Genomic DNA, 21281 nt, shown 5'->3' on the forward strand with positions numbered 1-21281 from the left:
GGGCCGCATCATCAATCGGCTGGTGCCAAAGGCCGCAAACCCAAGAGCTAAGACGTCACGTGAGTATCTAGGACTATACCCCATCCGCACACGACATAGACGAGCTCTTTGATGCGACTGACCACTTCTGCTATCAGCACCAAGGCAGATACGTTACCTATAGGAGACATGGGCTTCATTGGATGATGTACTATAGTCCACCAGGAACGGAACCTATGGCAGTAACAAAATTTGTTGATGAGATGTGAGTCATGCTTCATCTAGAGAAGATAACCGCAAAGAACGTCTGGGACATCCTCAAATTGAAAGTATCGGAGTCACAAAGAGACTTTGTCGCAGCGAATGACGTCAGCATCATCGAGGCATACATCGCCATTACGGCAAACGGGCATGCGTTTTCATTTGGCATATATGACGGAGAGACCCCAGTAGGTTTCTTGATGATTGGTTTTGATGTTGACGATTGCTGGGACGGTACACCGAGGATAGCCAAAGGAAACTATAGCCTTTGGCGCTTAATGATCGATCAAAAGTATCAGAAAAGGGGTTTCGGTAAGAAGGCTATCGCCCTTGGTTTGGATTTTGTTAGATCGTTCCCCTGTGGCAAAGCGAAGTACTGTTGGCTGTCCTATGAGCCAGAAAATGTTGTCGCCCGTCACTTGTATAGCTCATTTCGCTTTACTGAAACTGGTGATATGGATGGGGACGAAATCATTGCCGTATTAGAGCTTTGAGATAACTTAATGTGAAACGTTCGAATGTTCGCTTGGCATACCAGTCCGTCCTTTGGAAGTCTCGCCCTCACGGAAAAGCGCATTCTGTGCCGGCGATGTGACGGAAAAGCGCATTCTGCCTGCGCACCTCACCAAAAGGCGCACTCTGCATGTGGGCGGTCACGCACACTGCGCCTTTCCGTGACGTCTCGGCCGCAGAGTGCGTCTTTCCGTGAGGGTCCGCAACTAGAATGCGCCTTTCCGTAGAATGCGCCTTTCCTCACCTGCGCAAACGTCGAGCCACCTCACGGAAAAGCGCACTCTGGCTCCGGCACCTCACGGAAAAGCGCATTTTGGACAGGGATAGGTCCGCGAGTCTACGTCGAGCTCCCTCGCAGAGGATACCGGCCTTCCTCCTCTCTGGCGCCGCCTGCCACCCGAGCGAGGTTCTGCAGGTTTCAGGCTCACGCGGCTGGACCCATAGCGCACGCCGGCGTCTCCAGACGCGAGGACCGCATGCCTCTTTTCAGTCGTTATCGATCGTACAGCCACAGGTAGGATCGTCACCACAGAGACCAGCAGACCTATCCCCTAGACATGAGACTTCTCAGGATAATCCCTAGATGACGCTAATTGTAGAACTACAGCTCCAGGCCGAGGACGTCACGGTCGAATTCCCTGACGTCGATTGACGAGGGCACCTTCACCCCGAGCGCCTTGTAGTACTCGCGGACCTGCCTCGACGGCGTCTCGACCACGACCCTGCCGTCGGCGTTGGTGTAGCAGGACAGCGACCTGGCCTTGCCCCATACCTCGGTGAGGGAGACGTCGGCCCCGGCGAGCGCCTTGCGCATCCTGAGCACCACGATGGTGCCGATGATGTCGGCGAGGATCTTGCCGCGCACGGTGAGGTCGCTCCACTTGCGCAGCGGCAGCAGGCCCAGGTAGTCCTTGCTGGTCTTGAAGACGCCCTCGATCTCGGTGCGGCAGAAGTACTCGTCCAGGATCTCGCGGGGCGTCGCGACCTTGGTGGACATCAGCACGAAGTAGCCCTGCCGCACGGTCTCCCAGTCCTTCTCGGCGAGCGACATCCCGTCGAACCTCTCCTGGTTCTTGTCCAGCCACCTGGCGAAGCGCGGCGTGGCGTTGGTCTGGTCCACGTAGACGTAGCAGTGCAGCCTCACGCCCTGCACCTCGACGTCGCGCCTCCTGGCGAAGTAGAGGTGGCCGGAGCGCGTGATCGCGTACTTGCCCTTGCCGATCAGAGAGCGGACGCCCCGCCAGAGCTCGCGGTACGGGTACCCCCTCCTCGCCGGCATCCTGACCAGCACGTCCCTCTCGCCCTCGGAGAAGGCCTCGAGCAGCTCGCGCGACGCGTAGCCCGCGTCGAGGACCGCGGTTACGACCTCGATGCCGAGCGTGGCGAGGACGTCGCCCATCACGGTCTTTATGGTCGAGAGGTCAAGTACGTTGCCGGGCACGACCTCGTACCAGACGGGCAGCCCCGTCGTCTCGTCGAGCACGAGCGCGAGGCGCATCTGGACCGCCGCGCCCCTCAGCCCGTGGCTGCAGAGGGCGTTGAGCGGGTTGTCGACCGCGTCGTTCGGGAGCGGGGTGGAGTCCACGTAGCATGCGCGGCCGAAGCCGGGCTTCGTCCTCCTCATGAGCCTGGCGAACGCCCTGAAGAACGCGACCTTCGCCCCGTCGGCGCCCATCGCCGAGAAGAACGCCGTGTCCGATCTCAGCGACGCGGGCGGCACGCCCGGCAGCGCCAGAGCCGCGAAGGACCTGGCCACCATGTTGTCGCAGGTCTCGCGGCTCCCGTCCCGCACCACGCCGTGCGTGACGTGGGCGAGGGCGCGCTGGTAGGACCGGTCGTCGGGGAGCGCCTCCCTGAGGCACCCCGCGACCCCATCGGCGCCCAGGAACGACAGCAGCAGGTGCTCGGGGCCGAGCTCCAGGTGCCGCGGCGGCTCGGGGAACGCGCCCGTGTTCGCCAGCCGCTCGTCGCCCTTGGCCACCGGCGCGAATCCGTCGGCGTCCGCGTCGTACTCCACCAGGCCGCGCGTCGGTGACGCGAACACGCCCGAGCGCCTGTCGTCCGCGAGCCAGACGACCTTGCCCAGCCTCTCGCGCACCGCCTGCGCCGAGTGGTACTTGGCGCCGCGCACGTACGACGTGTCGACCACGGCGGCGGACCCGCTCCTGATTGCGCCGGACTCGTCCCTGACCAGCTTCTGCACCTTTATGAACGGCATCCCGGTCGCCTCCCGTGCCACACAGGAAGTAGTAAGTAGCACTACATATAATATAGCACAAGAGAGGCCCCTTGGGGCCTCGACCTGCGATTTTCTTTGGTTTGATCAGGCGGTAGTTCTACAATCAGAAAGAACTAGGGATAATTAAGCTCTAAGAGGGAATACAATGACATGGTTTACGGGATAATGTATAGTATATCGGTTTCGTAGGTTATGGGGCACCTCAGAAGGAGTGTTCTTGAGCTATTCTGCTAATGCTGACAAGGGTGAGATGACTGCTGCCCAGAAGGGTCTCATGATCATCGCGATCGTCTACCTGATGGCAGGGATCCTTCTGCTTCTGGCATCTCTGTTTCTCCTTAACCCTTCCTCGCAGCCTGGGGTCATAAGCCAGCAAATTACGGCACTCACGCTCCTTGACCTCCCCCCTGAGCCGGATGCGAGCGTATACCAGTCTGGCATACATCAAACATCTCAGGTGACGTCAACCTTTGTGCTCTGCCTTGACCTCGGTCTGTTCACACTACTTGCAGGCATCTGTGGCATCCGGGCCTCGACTGATGTCGAGAGGATCGTTCCGTACCTGGTGCTCTCAAGCACCCTGTTCCTGTGCAAGGCGGTAATAACGGTGACTTTGCTCCTCAGGGGCAACTTTGTTCCCAGTACATCGGACCTGGTTATCTTGATCTTAACGGCAGCTGCGGTCCTGCTCGGCATATCCGTCAACCAACAGAGAGAGAAGCCTGACTCGTCCGACCCTCACTCACTTGGAAGCTGAGGGAAGGGCCCCGCAAGACCCTACTCGAGCGGACCCGTGTAGTCCTTGATACCTCCTATGTCGCGCACGTTCGTGTACCCCCTGCGCCTGAGTCTGTCCGCTGCGCGGGCGGACCTCACGCCGCTCGCGCAATAGAGGAAGATGGGTGCCGACCTGTCCTCGACGAGCTCGCCAACACGTTCCAGTTCGGAGAGGGGCAGGCTGGTGGCACCCGCGACGTGACCCGACGCGAACTCGTTAGGCTCGCGCACGTCAATGAGAAAGGCCCCCTCGGTGCTGCGTGCCTCAGCCACGCCATCATCCATGCCCTTGGCCTTGCCAAAGAGAGAGAGAACAGACCCACAAAGACACACCTCCATCGCCTGCGGACACCCAAGACACGAGCCGTAGCCGTACGCGCGCGGACGCCACTGACTGTTCACGAACGCCTCCTTACGTGCCGCACGCAGACCCGCGCACGAGCGCGACCGCACGAAAGATCACGCCAAGGGCGCTCCGCCCGCGCCCTGGATGCCTGGAACAGCGGGAATGGTGGCAAACCCCCGCTCGAGGTCCTCGTCGGTGGGGACGGAGTCGACCATCGTCTTGTTGTTGTAGGACTCGTACGCGGTCATGTCAAAGTACCCGGTACCAGTAAGGCCAAAGAGGATGACCTCCTCCTTGCCGGTCTTCTTGCACCTGAGCGCCTCGTCGATGGCGACGCGAATGGCATGGCCGCTCTCGGGCGCGGGAAGGATGGTCTCGAGGGTTGCAAACTGCGTGGCCGCCGCAAAGACGTCCGTCTGCCTAACGGCTACGGCGTCGAGCAGGCCATCATGGCGCAGCCTCGAGACGATGGGGCTCATCCCGTGGTAGCGAAGCCCCCCTGCGTGGTCGGGGCTGGGTATGAAGCCGTTGCCAAGGGTGTACATCTTCACGAGTGGGCAGGTCTGGCCCGTATCCGCGAAGTCATAGGCGTAGCGCCCCCGCGTAAGCGAGGGACAGCTCACAGGCTCGACGGCAACGAAGCGCGTATTGGGGTGCGTGCCTTGGATCTTGTCACGCATGAAGGGGGCGATGAGGCCACCAAGATTTGACCCGCCACCCGCGCAACCGATGACGACGTCGGGATAGTCACCCAGCTCTGCGAGGGCATCGTAGCTCTCGAGGCCGATGACGGACTGGTGGAGCACCACCTGGTTGAGGACGGAGCCGAGCTGGTAGCGACCGCGATTCTCGGGCACGTGGAGCGCGCGCTCGACGGCCTCCGAGATGGCAGTGCCCAAAGAACCCGAACGGTTAGCCTCGTCAGCATACATCCGCCTTCCCACCTCGGTCGTCTCGGAGGGGGAAGGCGTCACGTTGGCGCCAAAGGTCTGCATCACGCTGCGGCGGAAGGGCTTCTGCTCGAAGGACGCCCTCACCATGAACACGTCGCAGTCAAGGCCAAAGTGCGCGGCTGCCTCAGAGAGCGCGGTTCCCCACTGACCGGCGCCCGTCTCGGTGGTGATAGTCGAAAGACCCTGCTCACAGGCGTAGTACGCCTGGGCAAGAGCCGAGTTGAGCTTGTGGGAACCGGAGGTGTTGTTACCCTCGAACTTGAAGTATATTCTCGCGGGCGTGTCGAGGGCCCTCTCGAGGTTGTAGGCCCGACATAAAGGAGAGGGCCGATATACCCTATACATCTCCCGCACGCCTTCTGGGATGTCGAAATACGTCGTGGTGTCGTCGAGCTCCTGGCGACAGAGCTCGTCGGCAAAGACAGGGCGTATGTCATCGAACGTGACGGCCTTGCCGTCAGGCAGACGCATGGGATCGAGCCTTTCGTGCATGTCGGCACGCAGGTTGTACCACTGGGTGGGGATCCTGTCCTCAGGGAGGTAGAGACGGTAGGGATTGTCTGCTGCCATCGGCATTCCTTTCTGTCGGCAGCGCTCTGTCGCGCAAAGGTCTCTTATTATGGCACCCAAGCCCGCCCCTGTAGGGCTGCGCAATGTGCGATGTCACAGTAACGCAACAGCCGCCGAGCGCAAGGTACTCGAGGCGCGTTCGAGACCCCACCTGCCGCTGCCGGACAGAGCGCGTCACCTTTATGCCTCAGGCAGGATCCTTGGACGCAGAGGAAAGATCCAAGGACTCGTCCCACGTATGCCTTCCCGTGTCGTACTCGCTCCCAAAGTAGACGCTCGCCACGGGCGTGGGACCATCCGCGTTCTCCTCACCCTCGAAGTAGTAGACCGTGACATTGGGATGGTCCTTCCACCTCTCGAGGATGAAGGGCCACGAATACCGCTCGTGGACGCATCGAAACCAGCGTGTCACGTCATCGGACTCGCCCTCCGAGCGCCCCTCGAGGGCAAACGTCCTGTCCTGCTCGTTGACGCTCACCAGCACGCCGCTGAACTTGGGAGCAAAAGGAAGGTCCAAGACCTCCTCCAACGTATGCATCCCTGAGTCGTGCTCGCCCTCAAAATAGACGCTCATGACGAGCGTAATGCCCTCGGGCTTGTCCTCGCTCTCGAAGTAGCTGACCGTGACGTTGGGGTGACTCTCCCACCTCTTGAGGATGAGGGGCCAAGACTGCCGCTCGTGGATACACTGGAACCATCGTGTCACCTTGATGGGCCCATCCCCCGCGCTCCCCTCAAGGGCGAACGTCTTTTCCTGCTCGTTGACGCTCACCAGTACGCCGCTGAACTCAGGCGGTGGCTTCGCATCGCTCACGCCACCAGAGAGGTCCGCTGTGGTGGGAGACCCCCCCTCCTCACGGCCACAGGCCACAAGGCATACCCCCACGCCGATCAGCAGCGCAAGCACGACGACGCACCTTCTCATTGGAAATCACTTCCAAAAGAATATCCCATGGGTGTCAGTAAACTTCGTGAAGTCGAAGTTCACGAACGCAGCACCACTATTCCAGCCATCATAGACGAGCAGCGTACGCAACACCTTGCCGCTTGATTTTTCTCTTATACTAGTAGAAATAAGGGTAACGCTATCGGATATAGAAAAAACATATGCTTTATCGCTTTGTTAGTGTACTTCACGATAATCCCCTCACTATACAGACAAACTCCCAATACCTTTATATTATTTGATAACACATGTTAGCTCAGATATTAGAGTATATCTATGAGGTCTATGGACCTATCTATTCGGCCAATGGTATGACACAGCCTCGGTTATGTCGTCACAAGATACGGAGCCAGAGTGAAGTGCAGCGGATCTGGACTGCCACGACGAGGGACGAGAGCCGCTCGCGGTAGCGCGTGGCGAGGCCGCGCCACCTCCTGACCCTCTCGAAGGCGTTCTCCACCAGATGCCTCTGCTCGTATGGGTGCGGGCCGATCGCCCTCTTCTCCCTCCTGTCGGACTTCGGCGGACGTGCGCCCCCGTGCCGCGCCCGCTCGCCTCGGCCAGGGCCTCGTCGGTGTCGCAGACGCGCCTCGGCGAGCAGCGCGTCGGCGTCGAACCCCCTGATCAGCTCGACAGCAGACCCGCGATCCGCCGAAGTACCAGGCGTGACAAGGAATCCGGCTGGCATACCAGGCGCACGAATATCATGTTACAGTACAATAAACTGAAAGTTAATAAACACTATCCAGAAAGCGGGCCGCAAGGGCCGGGCAAAGGGACGAGGAGTAGCATGTCGGACATCAAGGTCGTGGCCGTGGACATGGACGGCACGCTCTGTCGAAGTGACACCACGATCAACGAGGAACGCCTCAGGCCCATCCTCGCTCGCCTGCGGGCAGCGGGCTGCCACTTCGTAGTGGCGAGCGGCAACCAGTACTGGCAGCTGCGGGACTTCTTCCCCAGCTACGACGAGCAGCTGGCCTTTGTGGCGGAGAACGGCTCCTTCGTCAAGGACGGTCCCGAGGTCGTCTTCGTGGGACAGGCACAGCCCAAGGCAGTTAAGGTGACCATCGGTTGGATACACGGCCATAGCGAGGTCAGGGGAGTCATGTGCGGCGTCGAGAGCGCCTACGTGGAGCGCGGTACCGTGACGCAGGCATGGTGCGACCGCATCCGGACGTGGTACCACCGCCTGAGGTGGGTCGATGACTTTAGCGACGCGGACGACGCCATCATCAAGTTCTTCGTCGAGGTACCCCGCGAGAGGACCAGTGGCTACCTTGGTCAGCTCAGCGAGGGACTTGCGGGCCTGATGGTACCCACCACCTCTGGCCACGGCTCCATCGACATCATCATTCCCGGCTGTCATAAGGCCTCGGGCATAGAGCGCCTCGCCAAGCGCTGGGATGTCTCTGCCGACCAGGTCATCGCCTTCGGTGACGGCAGTAACGACGTGGAGATGCTTCGCTACGCAGGGGTGGGCTATGCCATGGAGAACGCCTCCGGCGACGCGAAGGCCGCAGCCGATGCCATCTGCCCCTCGAACGACGACGAGGGCGTGCTGCAGGTGCTCGAGAGGCTCTTCCCCGCATAAAGGCGCGTGGCACGGCGGCGCTCGACGGACGTTGCGGGGGGCGATCGGCGATCGGGGGCGCCTGGCGGCGCCGCGGCACTGCCACGTTGCGCTGAACGTGCGGGGAGGTACGTTCACGCCCGAGTGGCAGTGCGCCGTACACTGCCACTCGGTGTCGATCGTACCGCAGCGGTACGCTCGGGGCCGAGTGGCAGTGCGATCGGTACGCTCAGGGCCGAGTGGCAGTGCAGCACACACTGCCACTCGGTGGCGAACGTGCGGGGAGGTACGTCTCACACTGCCACTCGGTGGTGAACGTGCGGGGCGGTACGTTCACGCACGGGTGGCAGTGCGCGTCGGACCGGCCCGCCAAGAGCGGCGAGGCGTCTCCTCGCGGGCGGGGCGCGGGCCCAACGCGGGCCGGCGTGCGGCCCGGCCCGAAGCGCCGACGCGCCGCCCGCAGGTCCCCCGGTGGATGAAATCAACCCATCGGCCTATATAATCAGTGCTTCCTTAGCCCTATTCTGATACGGTTGCCTCTTTTGACTTACGTCGGTGCACGAAGCCTGCCGCTCCGACGACCCGATCGAGCCGCTCGCCAAGCTGCCCCCATGTTCCCCGTATTGGTTGACGTGGGAATAAAGTGTTGCCGCGCCGTGTCAGAATAGGGTTAACCACAGCCTTAGCCCGTTATATCCCTACGGCATCCATCTCGCCCACATGGGGCACGTCTCCCAACCCTTACAGAAGCCCATGCGGCAAAGATCCTCCTCGCTCCTGGTCTGGATCAGGCGCACCGCCTTGTCATGCCACGACGAAACCGGCGCAATGCGCTCGAGCAGGTAGCCAAGTATGGTCAGCAGCGCGAACGTACTTCTGTTGTTGACCTTGTGAGGGCGATGCCACTCGGGACACCTGTGGCTACGAGGTATCTTCGTCTTGTTGCCGAGGCGCTTGTTCCACAAGCGGTCGTGGTGCGCGCAGGCATTGCGGACGGTGTTCAAGGTGAGCAGCCACGATTCGAGCACCTCAGCCGGCACCCCCATCTCGTCTGCGATACCCTTCCTCACGTCGTCAAGAGAGCCCTTGAAAAGCGTGAGCATCATACCGAAGTCCATAATGTTGACGAGCATCCAGTAGGACGGGAGTCTGTGCAAGTCTCCGTACTTCTGCTTGAAGTGCTCTATAAAGAGCGCTTTGGACCGGCCGTAAGCAGCGGAGCACCTAGACATGAAATGCCCATAGGCACTCTGCTCCATGTTTGGCAGCGTTGACCGGTCCAGGTATCCGAACGGACCGGCCGTCTTTGCTAGCCTATAGGCGAGCTGGGTCCGCATATAGACCTCCACCCGCTCAATGGCGTCGAGCGTAACGAGCCTGAGCTGGCGGTCGAAGGTATACAAATCCCAGATCTTCTCGAAGCTCGTTCCCTCGACGAATGACTCGTCTCCGCTTCCCGGGTTCTGCTTGTAGATGTACCAGTATCCGCTCAGGCGGTAGTAGCCGACGTCGGCGAGATGGGAGATCAGATCGTTCCTGTCGAACTCGAGTCCGCGTTCCTCCAGCCGGTCCGCTTGCTCCTCATATGAAAGCCACGGCTTCTGGTACCTCATGTATCCCCTGGATAAGAAAACACCCGCCAAAGTTTGCATCATCTCGACTGACGCCGAGAGATAGGCATGGCGGGTCCTCCTATGCGCATTTTACCACACGTGGCGGTACCTTAGTCGACTTTACACGGGAAAGCGTGATGATGGGGTTTAGGCGACATGACCCGAGCCGAGGGAACGAAGACTCGTTTCCGACCGGGACCCTGGGGACCTCCCAGGAGCTGGGATGGTTCCGTCGCCGCAGGATGGCGCCAAGGGCGTGCTGCAGGTGCTCGAGAGGCTCTTCCCCGCATAAAGGCGCGTGGCACGGCGGCGCTCGACGGACGTTGCGGGGGGCGATCGGGGGCGCCTGGCGGCGCCGCGGCACTGCCACGTTGCGCTGAACGTGCGGGGAGGTACGTTCACGCCCGAGTGGCAGTGCGCCGTACACTGCCACTCGGTGTCGATCGTACCGCAGCGGTACGCTCAGGGCCGAGTGGCAGTGCGATCGGTACGCTCAGGGCCGAGTGACAGTGCAGCACACACTGCCACTCGGTGGCGAACGTGCGGGGCGGTACGTCTCACACTGCCACTCGGTGGTGAACGTGCGAGGCGGTACGTTCACGCACGGGTGGCAGTGCGCGTCGGACCGACCCGCCAAGAGCGGCGAGGCGTCTCCTCGCGGGCGGGAGGATTTCTCGGCCGATCAAGCTGGCTTGTTCCGTACCCCACTAAGGCTTGGCGCCTGGCCTCGCCGTCCACCAGCCGTCCGCTGCGGCGGCAACGTCCTTGTATGAGATGAGCTGCCCCTGTCTCGTGCCCAGGCTGAGATCCCCACCGTATACGACCGCCTGAGACTCTATCGGCAGGCCAAGCTCATCTGCGGCGACCTGGTTCAAGACCGTGAAGAGGCGGGGTGCATACGTCGCCGAAGACTTGATCTCTATGGCATAACAGGGCCTAAGCCCACGTTGCACCACAAGGTCGACCTCGTGTTGCGCGACATCGCGCCAAAAGGAGAGGTGTGGGACACGCGCCTTGGCATAGCCGCTCTTCAGTATCTCCGAGATGATGGCTGACTCGAATATCGGCCCCCTGTGCTCGCTCACGAGCAGCTCTTGCGGGGACTGGATCCCGATGAGGCTGCACGCCAGCCCCGCGTCGAGAAAATGCAGCTTCTTGGTCTTCACCAAGCTCTTACCGCGATTCGAGAAGTATGGCTCGAGAAAGCAGATGATGTGACTGGCCTCCAAGACCGAGAGCCAACTCTTTGCCGTATTGAGCGCCACTCCGCTGTCCGAGGCCAAGCTGCTGACATTGAGCCGCTGGCCCGTACGCAGCGCGCATAGCTGTATAAATATCGAAAACTCTCTAAGCCTCCTGACGCCCAGCTCCCGGCGGACGTCCCGCTCAAGGTACGTCTGCACGTAGCTTGGGAAGAAGGTCTCAGGATCAATGTCGGCATCGTACAGCCGTGGATAGCCACCTTGAAAGAGCCACTGTTCCATGGACTGTGGGGCAATCCCTGCCTGGCTCAGCTCCTCATAAGACAGCGGGAGAAGCGTCAGGAGCGCGACGCGACCAGCCAAGGATTGGCTCACCGCATCCATAAGGAGGAAGTTCTGGGAGCCGGTCAGGATAAAGCGACCAGCCGCCCCACTCTCGTCCACAACACCCTGCAGGTACGAGAAGAGGTCAGGAACACGTTGCGCCTCGTCGAAGATCACCTGGGAGTCATAGCGTAAAAGGAAGCTTTTGGGATCTTCGTCAAAGCTTCTGTGCACATCTGGGTTCTCGAAGCTCAGATACTCGTAGTCAGGAAACGCATCCCTCACGAGAGTGGTCTTGCCGCTCTGGCGCGGACCGGTAACGGACACGATGGGATACTTCCCCGCCAGCTCGAGCAGCCTCCCCTTGATCAGGCGCTCTATCATGGGCTTGGCATCCTTCTCTCCTAATCTACTGATTGGATTCTAACATCTCTACTGATAAAATTAACATAGCCCTACTGATAGAATTCTGCGATCCACCTATCCACGACCCCAGCAAGAGCCTGTGACACAGGCTACCCGGCACAGGCACCCCCCTCGCGCGGCGATCCGGGCCCCGACCGTCCACGCGTCACTACCCCTAGATCGCCCAGCCGGCTGAGTGCTGCTGCAGCTCGGCCATGTGACGGAAGATACCACCCTCCCTCGCGCGCAGCTCGTCGGGCATACCCTCCTCGACCACCCTGCCGTCCTTGAGCACCACGATCTTATCGGCGTTCTCGACCGTGCGCATGCGGTGGGCAATGACCAGGACCGTCTTGCCCGCAAGCAGGCGCGTGAGGGCCTCCTGCACCTTGGTCTCGCTCTCCACGTCGAGCGAGGCCGTCGCCTCGTCCATGAGGACGATGGGGGCGTCCTTGAGCAGCGCCCGTGCAATCGAGATGCGCTGGCGCTCCCCTCCCGAGAGCCTGCTGCCGTTCTCGCCTATCATGGTCTGGTAGCCATCGGCGAGCTTGTCCACGAACTCGTCACAGTTGGCTGCCTTGGCCGCAGCGAGCACCTCCTCGTCGGTGGCGTCCTTACGGCCAAGGCGGATGTTGGCCAAGACACTGTCATCGAAGAGGGTCACGTCCTGAAACACCATCGCGTAGTCGGCAAGAAGCCGCTCGGGATCAACGCTCGTGACGTCCACGCCACCCACGCGGATGGTCCCGAAGGAGGCGTCCCACAGGCGCGCCGCCAGCCGCGCGCAGGTCGACTTGCCCGAGCCAGACGGCCCGACCAAGGCTGTGACCTCTCCCTCCTTTGCCGTGAAACTCACGTTTTCGAGCACGGGCTCATCTTTGTAGGAGAAGCTGACGTTATCGAACACGATATCGTGGCCGACGGGGTCGAAGCTGTCCGCACCTGTGGCGACAGGCTCGTCGTAGATCACCTGCAGGCGACCGGCAGAGAGCTCAGAGAGGAACAGCTCAGCTATGAGGGCCAGCGCCTGGTCAAAGGGGGCGTAGATGCGGCTCACGGTGAGAAGGTACATGAAGAAGACCATGAAGTCTACCTGTCCCGCCAGCAGGAGGCTGACACCTATGACAACCGTCGTCGCCACGCCCAGGCGCATGATGACGGACGCCGCGTTCACCACAAGACCAACCCGAAGCTCGGAGGCAGCCATGCTCCTCTCCGCCGCGTCGATCTTGTCCTCAAGCTCGCCAAGATGGCGCTCGACTTGGTTGGTGGCACGGATCTCGCGAGCGTTGTCCAACATCTCCTGGATGCCGTCGGACACCACCAAGGCATCGGCGCGTGCCCTCGCCATACTTTTGGTATTGTACCTGCGCAGGCCAAAGAGCAGACCAAACGCAACGGGCACACCCCACATGACGGCAATCCCCAATCTCCAGTCGAAGGCGATGAGGGCAACGGCCACCACGGCGGTCGAGATGTACGACCCGTACAGGTAGCCAAGCACATGGGACCACACATGCTCCAGGCGGTCGGCATCGCTCATGATGGTCTCGGAGAGGTCAGCCAGGTCACGACCACCGAAGAAGGAGAGCGGTAGCTTGCGCAGGCGCTCGGCCAAGCTCACGCGAAGCCTGCCCACCTCGCCGTACACGGTACCGTAGGTGTTCTTGTACTGCATCTTGTGGGCGGCAAACGACACGATCAGAAACACGATCACAGCGCCGACACCATAGCCAAGGGTCGGTGCGGGTGCGCCATCAAGCAGCATCGCCATGAGCTGTCTTGTGAGCACGAACAGAAGACCTATGCCCGCGAAGTCAACGAAGTTGACGATAACCGTCCAGAACGTACCTTTCTTGACGTTTGCGACACCCCGGTCGGTGAGGGCGAACCTGCGCTTGAAAGCCTTGCCGAACATCTAGGCCACCTCCTTCGAGATCCTCCACGAGACGGCCTTCTGGTAGTCGGCCCACATGCGTGCGTACAGCCCGCCTGCGGCCGCAAGCTCTGCGTGCGTCCCCTGCTCGACCACCCTGCCCTCGTCGAGCACCACGATATTATCGGCGTTAACGACGGTAGAGAGCCTGTGCGCGATCATCACGACCGTACGCCCCTGCGCGAGGCGGGCGAACGCCTTCTGGATGAGGACCTCGTTCTCTGGGTCGGCAAACGCCGTCGCCTCGTCCAAGACGACGATAGGGGCGTCCTTGAGGATGGCACGAGCGAGGGCGATGCGCTGCTGCTCGCCGCCCGAGAGATACGTACCGTGCGTTCCGATGACGGTGTCTGCGCCCTCGGGCAGCTTCTCGATGATGTCGCTGCATTGGGCTGCAAAGAGGGCCTCCATAGCCTCCTCGCGCGTGGCCTCAGGACGCGCGGCGCGAACGTTTTCCAGGATGGTAGTCTTGAACAGGCGGTTGTTCTGGAAGACGAACGCGACCTGGTCCATGAGGAGCCTCGGATCGACCTTGCGCACGTCGACACCGCCGACGAGCACGGATCCCACGTCAGCATCCCAGAAGCGCGGAATAAGGCTCGCGGCGGTCGTCTTGCCACCGCCCGAAGGTCCCACCAAGGCGACGGTCGAGCCTGCGGGAACCGTGAACGACACCTGGTCGAGTGCGTCTCGTATCGCGCCTTCATAGGCAAAGCCAACGTTCCTGAACTCGATGCTGTTGTCTGCGGGGACCTGGGGATCTTGCGGAACGCTGATCTGCGGAGCGGAGAGGATCTCGTCGATGCGTCCCATGGCATCTGAGGCCTGCATCATGCCACCTGCCGCGAACATGATCTTCGAGAGGGCGGTGGAGATGAGTGCCGAGAATATCGCGTAGAACGCAAAGTCGCTCACAAGGCCCGCGAGGTCACCCGAGGCGATCGCTCCGGGAACCAAAAGGATCGTCACCGGGATCAGAAAGACGAAGGCAGCCTTGATGAAGCTGAGGTTGACGCTCTGCGGGACCGCGCAGACCTCGCCCTGATACTGCTCGGCCCTCGCGCTATACTCGTCGATTGCCCTCTTGAGCGTCGTGAAGCTGTACACCGTCTGCTGGAATACCTTCACAACGGGAATGCCGCGCACGTATTCGGTGCTGGCCTTGCTCATCCTATCAAGCGCCGATTGGTATTCGGCCATGAACTTTTTGCCCTTGCCGGACATCATCTGCATGATGCAGACCACCGAGATGATCACCGTCGCGAAGCACGCAAGGCCCATACGCCAATCGAACACGAAGAGCAGGATCACCAGCGAGACGAACATGGCGACGGTGCCCGAGATGTCAGCGAGGTTATGAGCGAAGAGCTGCTCGATGTTGAGGGTGGCCGCATCCATGCGACGGCGCAAGATGCCCGACGCATGGATGTCGTAGTAGCCAAGAGGCGCCGCTATGAGGCGCTTCGCGCAGGCCTTGCGCATATTCGACTCGATGCGAAAGGCCGCGAGATGAGTGCACATAAGCCCAAGGAAGTAGACCACGATGCCCGCGACGGCAAAGCCGAACGCCGCCCATCCGTAACCGACGACGCTGGCCGCCTCCCCCCACCTGGGGGCGACAGCGATGAGCTCGCGGACGACAAGCCAGATGAACACGTAGGGCATCATGGTGAGCACCATCGAGATTGCCACGAGCGCACAGCCGACGGCGGTGAGCGGCCGCCTTGTTCCAGCGAAGTCCATGATGCGCGCTATCGTCGCGCGCCCCTTCTTCTCTGCCATAAGCGCTTCCCTTCCACTCGACCCAAAGTCACCACGACACGTAGGACAAACGACACGTAGGACAAACGGCGCCCTGCGGAGCTTTGTTATGAAAGGATAACTTTAGAGGGCAGACAAGGCAAGTGTGGGGGATGAGGACGACACTGGTGGAAGACATGAGAGACGCAGCAAGAAGACAGGGCGACAAAAACGGCAGGTCCTAGCCTGCGGGAAACGTCACCGTGAACACGGAGCCATGGGGCTGGTTCTCGCCCACCTCTATGCCCGCACCATGACGAGCAAGAATGGTTTTGACAAGGGAGAGACCTATGCCTGCCCCACCAAACTCACGCGAGCGAGACTTGTTGACGCGGAAGAAGGGCTCAAACACCAGCTCCCTCGCATCCGGCTCGATGCCCATCCCCGTATCCGAGACGGTGACCACAATGTCTTCTCCTCGCGAGATGAGGCGGACCTCGACCCGACCGCCCTCGAAGTTGTATCGGATGGCGTTCTCGACAAGGTTGTAGATGGCGCGATAGAGCAGGTCGGTATTACCCCTGACCTCGAGAGGGGTCGCGTCGCACGAAAGCAACACCCCACCCTCGCGTGCCAGCGGCCCAAGGTCCGCGACCACACGCTCGAGGACCGAGCCAAGGGACACCTGACGCACATCGGGCAGCTCACCCGTGTCCGTAAGCTCCAAGAGGTCGGCGACGATGGAGGAGAGCCTGCCGACGTAGGTCTCCACCGTACCGAGAAGCTCATCGTACTCGACCTGCGACCTCTGCCTCTTTTTGAACACGTCAATCTTCGTGCGCAATACGGCAAGCGGCGTTCTCAGCTCGTGGGCCGCACTGGCCGAGAAGCGTCTCTGCATCGCGAACGCCTCGCTCAACTGACGGGTCATCTGATTGAACGACCTCACGAGCTCCTGGATCTCTCCCCCACCCCCCTCGACCTCGATGGGTTGTGAGAGGGTAGCCAGCTCCATCTCGCGCATCCTTGCAGAGAGTTGCTGTATGGGCTTGGTGTAGCGCCCTGCCACGAGGTATGCCGCACCACTGCCGACGATGACCACGAGGGCCAGGACGATGAGGGCGTCAGACAGTATCGTCCGCTTGATGCCGTCTGCGTCAAGCTGGATGGAAAGCCCCCCTTGCTGCGCGGGCTGCAGGGCGGCAACCTCGAGCACGACCGTAGTCGAGTGGTAGACGAGCAGGGTGAGCGCGACGCAGCAGCAGACGAGAAGGCCAACCATGAGGAGGGTGAGCCGCGCTCGCAGTGACCCTACGGCCCTCGACAGACCCTTAGGTATTGCCATGACCAGCACTCCCTCCTCTAGACAGCGGCCCCACGGCTCGGTGGGACACCCCAAATCAGAGGTCGTCCCACCAAGACAGAGGGGCCGCTTATGTCCTGCCTCTTGGTGTCGGCACCGCTCGAGCCACTCAAGCCCCAGATAGGGGTCGCACCAACACCCCCGCAGGTGCGGCCCCCAGGGGCGTGGCCCAAAACAACCCTAACCACTCAGCCCCAGGCCTTAGCTTTTAGCTCTTGGCCAACGCCTCATCGATACGCTTGACGAGATCGCTCCCATCGAGCTTGTCGCCGATGGCGCCCGTGGTCGGGTTACCGATGAGCTTGCCGTCCTGGTCGACGAGCATCGTCGTCGGGAAGGCGGTGATACCCTCGATCACCTGGCCGCCGTTCTTGGGATCCAGGGCGATGTTGTCGTACTTGACACCCTGCTTCGAGAGGATCTCCTGGGCATCCTTCTTCCCGTCGGTGGTGTAGGCGGCCTCCGCGTTGACCCCAATGACGCCGACCCCCTTGTCCTTGTACTTCTCGCTAAGCTCCTGGAGAAGCGGCATCTCACCCACACAGGCGGTGCAGCCGTTGAACCAGAACGACAGGACGGTGACCTTATTCTTCTTGAACACGTCGTTTGTGACGGTCTCATCGTTGGAGATGTTCGTGGCCTTGAAGGTCGGGAAGGTGTCACCGTCCTTGAGGTGCAGCTTGGACGCGGCCTCGGGCGGAACATTCGAGGTCTCGGCCATCTCCGACGACTGCTGGGAGGAGCCTCCGGTACTTGATGCCGTCCCCTGCGTGCCCTGGGTGTTTGTCGTACTCGCCCCACAGCCCGACAAGGCGAACACAACGAGGGCCGTTGCTACAGATGCCAGTGCGTTTTTCATAATCTTCATAGCTCTTTCCTTTCTGACTTTCTGACACTTCTTCCATCGTGCATATGACTGCCGACCCGCCTCTCCCTCTGGCCTTGCCAGTCGGCGCATAGCCAATCTCATCGCCGCAGGCCTGCGCCACCTGCTGCGCCCCCTTCCGTTCCCGCCGCCATCCTACCTCGTATCCCCACGTCCCGCGCACGACCTCGCCTTGGCACCTGCGGTGGCGGGAGCCGTCGCCGCGAGCTTTGCGTCAAGAAGGGACAGCTTCGTGCTGATCGCATGGACGGGGCACGCCTTCACGCACTCCCCACAGCGTATGCACTCGAGGTGGGAGGAGTTCTTGGTTATGTCCACGTCCATCTTGCAGACGCGAGCACATTTCCCACAGCTGATGCAGGTGTTCTTGTCAACACGGTACTGCAGGAAGGACACCTTGTTGAACAGCGAGTAGAAGGCCCCAAGGGGACAAATCCACTTGCAGAACGGCCGGTAGAACATGATGCTCAGAAGCACGACCGTCATCAGGACGCTGAGCTTCATGGCGAAGAGCTTCCCCAGCGCGGCCCTAATGCCCTCATCGGCGAGTGAGAGCGGGATGGCTCCCTCGAGTATGCCCTGGGGACACACGTACTTGCAAAAGTACGGATCTCCCATTCCTGCCGCATTGTTGATGAGGGCGGGGAGCACCCACACCATCACGATCAGGATGGCGTACTTGAGGTAACGCAGGGCCTTTAGCCTCTTGGTACTGAACTTCTTCGGAAACGGTATCTTGTGGAGAAGGTCCTGCACCCAACCAAAGGGACAAAGAAAACCGCAGACGAACCTACCCAAGAGCGTCCCTATGAGTATCAGTATCCCGGTGATGTAGTAGGAGAAACTGAACTTGGACGACCCGACGACGGCCTGGAACGCCCCGATGGGGCAGGCTCCCGTGGCAGCTGGGCAAGAATAGCAGTTAAGCCCCGGGACACAGACCCTCTTTGCCGGACCGGTGTAAAGCGTCCCCGTCAGGAAGTTGGGTATGTGTGGATTGGTCAGGAAGGCGGCAATCGCCTGCACCGTCCCCCGCCTTCGCAAGAAGGATCCAACCCGTGTAAGCGCCTTTTTCATCGCACTCACCTACCCGATACCCACACACTCAAGACAAAGCCGTACCGCCTTCGCGAAGACCGTGTTCGTCTCGCCCCTCCAAGCTCCGAAGGCAACAAACGCGGTGCCAAGACACAGCAGCAGAAGGGGGGCCGCCCGTATGCGGAGGCGAGTCAGACCCAAGCTCAAATCCGTTTTCATGCGTAGCTCCTTTCTCTTGCGCCGCTTGCTCTTGTGATAAGCAGTACACCATACGAGGTGTTAAGTCCTCGTTAAGAGCGACCGGGACTGCTATGCTTTCTCCATAAACGGGTGGACTAAAAGGGTGAGCGTCGAGGCCACATGCGCCAAGACCAGCGAAAAGGAGGTTATGCCGCCGATGAAGATCCTGGTCGTCGAAGACGAGCGCGAGCTGCTCGAGTCCATCGGGGAGGGACTCGAGCTTGATGGGTACTACGTGGATCTGTGCGACAACGGTCCCGAGGCGCTCGCGATGGCAGAGGTCGAGTCCTACGACCTCATCCTGCTCGACCTCAACCTCCCTGGCATGGACGGCCTCGATATCCTGCGCTCCCTGCGCGAGGGACGCTCAAAGAGCAGGGTGCTCATCCTCTCGGCGCGCTCGGGGGTACCGGACAGGGTGGTGGGCCTCGACGCGGGCGCGGACGACTACCTGATCAAGCCCTTCGCCTTCGAGGAGCTTGAGGCGCGCATCAGGGGGCTGTTCAGGCGAGAGTACACGCAGCAGAGCAGCGAGCTGAGCTATGGAGAGCTGAGCTTCGACACCGTGTCACGCACCATGTACGCCAAGGGCGCGGCCGTGAGCCTCACAAAGAAGGAGACCGCCATCGCCGAATACCTGCTACGTCACAGCGGGAGACCTGTCAGCAGCGAGGAGCTGCTCGCCCACGCCTGGGACAGCAACGTAGATCTGTTCAGCAATGCGGTGCGGGTGCACATCCATACGTTGAGAAAGAAGCTTGGTTCCAAACTTGGCTACGACCCCATAGGCAACAGAGTCGGAGAAGGATACTACCTGCGCAACGGCACAGACGCCTGATCCGTGATGTGGCGGGTCCGCTGGGGTGGGGGGCGGGCCGGGGCGGGCCGCAGAATGCGCTTTTCCGTGAGGCGCTGGGGGCAGAGTGCGCTTTTCCGTGAGGTGGCTCGACGTTTGCCCAGGTAAGGAAAAGCGCATTCTACGGAAAGGCGCATTCTGTGCCGGTACCCTCACGGAAAAGCGCATTCTGCGGTCGCGTCGTGACGGAAAAGCGCATTCTGGGAGGTTGGGGTCACGGAAAAGCGCATTCTGAACCCCACCGGTTGGCAGAATGCGCTTTTCCGTGAGGTCAAACTCAAACCGAGATTTGCGGACCCTCGCGCAAGCCGCCCCGCAGGCTGGCGGGGGGTTGCTCGAGCGCATTTGCCCAGTTGAGCCATTTTCCATAGTGCCCCGCAGGCTGGCGGGGGGTTGCTCCACGCTTCCCGGGCGCCGCAACGTAACGGAAAGGCGCAGTCTGCGCGATCCACATCACCGGCACAGAGTGCGGTTTTCCGTGAGGCGCTGGGGCCAGAATGCGGTTTTCCGTGAGGTGGCTCGACGTTTGCGCAGGTGAGGAAAAGCGCATTCTACGGAAAGGCGCATTCTAGCTGCGGACCCTCACGGAAAGACGCACTCTGCGTGCGTGCCCTCACGGAAAGACGCAGTGTGCGTGACCGCCCGCATGCAGAGTGCGCCTTTTGGTGAGGCGCGGTACCGAGAGCCAGTCTTGGTCAATCCCAACGATGGCAGCTCAAACGCACGCCCCACTCCCATATCCGTCCGGGCGCCCCTCGGCACGTCCTGCCGAGCGCCCACTGCGGACGCTTCCGCCGCAGGGAGAGGATACACGCTCCCCTTGGGCTCTGAAGTATGCTGGGGCATGGCACTGGGGCATGGCGACCGGACGCGTCCGAACACAGGCCCGACCTGCCGTCACTTCAGGCGCGTGTCATAGCCGGGATTCTCGCTTGGCCTGTACGCATTGGGAAACTGCTGGTCTGTGGATACATCCAGCGAGACCCGCTTTATGAGGTTGTACGTGTTGTATGGATCCTTGATATGCCTGAGCCGATAGCCCGAGACGGTCCGGGCGTTGTCACCCGAGCCCACGCTCACGTCTGGCGTCAGACGGATGGTCCCCAGACCCAGAGCGTTCTCGATGGGGTTGACGTTGACGCTTAGATGGCTTACCTCCCTCAACTCCAGCGTACTGACATCGGTTCCCAAGAGACCCGAGCTTTGGTATATTCGCCTGTCGGTCAGAATGTACTGGATCTTGTGCCACGCACACGCCCGGTAAATAAGGCCACCTATCGCTAACCACACTGGCGCGAGGTGAAGGAGAAAGAACGGCGTGAGCATCGAGGCCATGGAACCGGATCCCGACATATCAGTACGATGAAAGGACCCGAAAAGCCTGAGATCAAAGAGGAGCCACAGCGCTGCAAACACATAGAAGAGGGGGTTTCCTATGATATAGAGCGCCGCGTTTGGCCTGCCAGACCAGAGCTCGCGCTCGTTGTCATCCAACAGCTGCATTTGTCGTGCCATCGTATT

Annotated in this window: 18 protein-coding genes; 4 read left to right on the forward strand and 14 right to left on the reverse strand. The window is 60.9% G+C overall.

What is annotated here, in order from left to right:
* The first annotated feature begins 251 nt into the window (after positions 1 to 251).
* Positions 252 to 734, forward strand: a complete 483-nt coding sequence (locus tag ADJ70_RS07630; protein WP_050340582.1) for a GNAT family N-acetyltransferase — start codon at positions 252 to 254, stop codon at positions 732 to 734.
* A gap of 620 nt (positions 735 to 1354) precedes the next feature.
* Here ADJ70_RS07630 and ADJ70_RS07635 read toward each other — a convergent pair.
* Positions 1355 to 2971 (reverse strand): transposase, encoded by a 1617-nt coding sequence (locus ADJ70_RS07635; RefSeq protein WP_050340583.1) that lies wholly within the window; start codon positions 2969 to 2971, stop codon positions 1355 to 1357.
* Between the two features lie 238 nt (positions 2972 to 3209).
* Between ADJ70_RS07635 and ADJ70_RS07640 the strand changes: the two genes are divergently transcribed.
* The gene (locus tag ADJ70_RS07640; RefSeq protein ID WP_157051445.1) at positions 3210 to 3749 is read left to right on the forward strand and encodes a hypothetical protein; all 540 of its coding nucleotides are present in this window, start codon (positions 3210 to 3212) and stop codon (positions 3747 to 3749) included.
* A 20-nt stretch (positions 3750 to 3769) separates the two neighbouring features.
* Here the strand turns inward: ADJ70_RS07640 and ADJ70_RS07645 are convergent, their stop codons facing one another.
* The 4 genes from ADJ70_RS07645 to ADJ70_RS07660 form a co-directional block, all read right to left on the reverse strand.
* Complete coding sequence (locus ADJ70_RS07645) at positions 3770 to 4171, reverse strand: rhodanese-like domain-containing protein (protein WP_253273138.1); 402 nt, start codon at positions 4169 to 4171, stop codon at positions 3770 to 3772.
* A gap of 57 nt (positions 4172 to 4228) precedes the next feature.
* A complete protein-coding gene (locus ADJ70_RS07650; protein ID WP_050340585.1) occupies positions 4229 to 5638 on the reverse strand; it encodes a TrpB-like pyridoxal phosphate-dependent enzyme in 1410 nt (469 codons plus the stop codon).
* Positions 5639 to 5825: 187 nt separating this feature from the next.
* On the reverse strand, positions 5826 to 6563 hold the full coding sequence (locus tag ADJ70_RS07655; protein ID WP_050340586.1) for a hypothetical protein: 738 nt from the start codon (positions 6561 to 6563) through the stop codon (positions 5826 to 5828).
* A 355-nt stretch (positions 6564 to 6918) separates the two neighbouring features.
* Positions 6919 to 7272, reverse strand: a complete 354-nt coding sequence (locus tag ADJ70_RS07660) for a transposase (protein WP_062393114.1) — start codon at positions 7270 to 7272, stop codon at positions 6919 to 6921.
* Between the two features lie 102 nt (positions 7273 to 7374).
* On the opposite strand from ADJ70_RS07660, the gene ADJ70_RS07665 reads away from it, so the two are divergent.
* Positions 7375 to 8178: a Cof-type HAD-IIB family hydrolase gene (locus ADJ70_RS07665; protein ID WP_050340587.1), complete on the forward strand. Its 804-nt coding sequence runs from the start codon at positions 7375 to 7377 to the stop codon at positions 8176 to 8178.
* Between the two features lie 677 nt (positions 8179 to 8855).
* Here ADJ70_RS07665 and ADJ70_RS07670 read toward each other — a convergent pair.
* The 8 genes from ADJ70_RS07670 to ADJ70_RS14945 form a co-directional block, all read right to left on the reverse strand.
* Positions 8856 to 9770 (reverse strand): Abi family protein, encoded by a 915-nt coding sequence (locus tag ADJ70_RS07670; RefSeq protein WP_050340588.1) that lies wholly within the window; start codon positions 9768 to 9770, stop codon positions 8856 to 8858.
* Between the two features lie 707 nt (positions 9771 to 10477).
* Complete coding sequence (locus tag ADJ70_RS07675; protein ID WP_050340589.1) at positions 10478 to 11680, reverse strand: ATP-binding protein; 1203 nt, start codon at positions 11678 to 11680, stop codon at positions 10478 to 10480.
* Between the two features lie 196 nt (positions 11681 to 11876).
* A complete protein-coding gene (locus tag ADJ70_RS07680) occupies positions 11877 to 13619 on the reverse strand; it encodes an ABC transporter ATP-binding protein (protein ID WP_050340590.1) in 1743 nt (580 codons plus the stop codon).
* A complete protein-coding gene (locus tag ADJ70_RS07685; RefSeq protein WP_050340591.1) occupies positions 13620 to 15419 on the reverse strand; it encodes an ABC transporter ATP-binding protein in 1800 nt (599 codons plus the stop codon).
* A gap of 199 nt (positions 15420 to 15618) precedes the next feature.
* A complete protein-coding gene (locus ADJ70_RS07690) occupies positions 15619 to 16722 on the reverse strand; it encodes a cell wall metabolism sensor histidine kinase WalK (RefSeq protein ID WP_050340592.1) in 1104 nt (367 codons plus the stop codon).
* A gap of 226 nt (positions 16723 to 16948) precedes the next feature.
* A complete protein-coding gene (locus ADJ70_RS07695; RefSeq protein ID WP_050340593.1) occupies positions 16949 to 17608 on the reverse strand; it encodes a TlpA disulfide reductase family protein in 660 nt (219 codons plus the stop codon).
* A 153-nt stretch (positions 17609 to 17761) separates the two neighbouring features.
* Positions 17762 to 18703: a 4Fe-4S binding protein gene (locus tag ADJ70_RS07700; RefSeq protein WP_050340594.1), complete on the reverse strand. Its 942-nt coding sequence runs from the start codon at positions 18701 to 18703 to the stop codon at positions 17762 to 17764.
* Between the two features lie 9 nt (positions 18704 to 18712).
* Entirely contained in the window at positions 18713 to 18883 is a 171-nt protein-coding gene (locus ADJ70_RS14945) for a CD1871A family CXXC motif-containing protein (RefSeq protein ID WP_172674465.1), read from the reverse strand.
* A gap of 178 nt (positions 18884 to 19061) precedes the next feature.
* Here ADJ70_RS14945 and ADJ70_RS07705 point away from each other — a divergent pair, with 178 nt between their 5' ends.
* Positions 19062 to 19742, forward strand: a complete 681-nt coding sequence (locus ADJ70_RS07705) for a response regulator transcription factor (RefSeq protein ID WP_050340595.1) — start codon at positions 19062 to 19064, stop codon at positions 19740 to 19742.
* 915 nt (positions 19743 to 20657) lie between these two features.
* Here the strand turns inward: ADJ70_RS07705 and ADJ70_RS07710 are convergent.
* Entirely contained in the window at positions 20658 to 21275 is a 618-nt protein-coding gene (locus ADJ70_RS07710) for a PH domain-containing protein (RefSeq protein ID WP_172674466.1), read from the reverse strand.
* Positions 21276 to 21281 lie beyond the last annotated feature (6 nt).

This window comes from Olsenella sp. oral taxon 807, from assembly GCF_001189515.2.
Taxonomy (GTDB): Bacteria; Actinomycetota; Coriobacteriia; order Coriobacteriales; family Atopobiaceae; genus Olsenella_F.

What these genes read in the sequence shown, in the direction of transcription:
- ADJ70_RS07710 (WP_172674466.1), bottom strand. Translation starts at nt 21,275, where the DNA reads ATGGCACGACAAATGCAGCTGTTGGATGACAACGAGCGCGAGCTCTGG.
- ADJ70_RS07675 (WP_050340589.1), bottom strand. Translation starts at nt 11,680, where the DNA reads ATGATAGAGCGCCTGATCAAGGGGAGGCTGCTCGAGCTGGCGGGGAAG.
- ADJ70_RS07700 (WP_050340594.1), bottom strand. Translation starts at nt 18,703, where the DNA reads ATGAAAAAGGCGCTTACACGGGTTGGATCCTTCTTGCGAAGGCGGGGG.
- ADJ70_RS07705 (WP_050340595.1), top strand. Translation starts at nt 19,062, where the DNA reads ATGAAGATCCTGGTCGTCGAAGACGAGCGCGAGCTGCTCGAGTCCATC.
- ADJ70_RS07690 (WP_050340592.1), bottom strand. Translation starts at nt 16,722, where the DNA reads ATGGCAATACCTAAGGGTCTGTCGAGGGCCGTAGGGTCACTGCGAGCG.
- ADJ70_RS07665 (WP_050340587.1), top strand. Translation starts at nt 7,375, where the DNA reads ATGTCGGACATCAAGGTCGTGGCCGTGGACATGGACGGCACGCTCTGT.
- ADJ70_RS07670 (WP_050340588.1), bottom strand. Translation starts at nt 9,770, where the DNA reads ATGAGGTACCAGAAGCCGTGGCTTTCATATGAGGAGCAAGCGGACCGG.
- ADJ70_RS07655 (WP_050340586.1), bottom strand. Translation starts at nt 6,563, where the DNA reads ATGAGAAGGTGCGTCGTCGTGCTTGCGCTGCTGATCGGCGTGGGGGTA.
- ADJ70_RS07630 (WP_050340582.1), top strand. Translation starts at nt 252, where the DNA reads ATGCTTCATCTAGAGAAGATAACCGCAAAGAACGTCTGGGACATCCTC.
- ADJ70_RS07635 (WP_050340583.1), bottom strand. Translation starts at nt 2,971, where the DNA reads ATGCCGTTCATAAAGGTGCAGAAGCTGGTCAGGGACGAGTCCGGCGCA.
- ADJ70_RS07680 (WP_050340590.1), bottom strand. Translation starts at nt 13,619, where the DNA reads ATGTTCGGCAAGGCTTTCAAGCGCAGGTTCGCCCTCACCGACCGGGGT.
- ADJ70_RS14945 (WP_172674465.1), bottom strand. Translation starts at nt 18,883, where the DNA reads ATGAAAACGGATTTGAGCTTGGGTCTGACTCGCCTCCGCATACGGGCG.
- ADJ70_RS07660 (WP_062393114.1), bottom strand. Translation starts at nt 7,272, where the DNA reads ATGCCAGCCGGATTCCTTGTCACGCCTGGTACTTCGGCGGATCGCGGG.
- ADJ70_RS07695 (WP_050340593.1), bottom strand. Translation starts at nt 17,608, where the DNA reads ATGAAGATTATGAAAAACGCACTGGCATCTGTAGCAACGGCCCTCGTT.
- ADJ70_RS07685 (WP_050340591.1), bottom strand. Translation starts at nt 15,419, where the DNA reads ATGGCAGAGAAGAAGGGGCGCGCGACGATAGCGCGCATCATGGACTTC.
- ADJ70_RS07650 (WP_050340585.1), bottom strand. Translation starts at nt 5,638, where the DNA reads ATGGCAGCAGACAATCCCTACCGTCTCTACCTCCCTGAGGACAGGATC.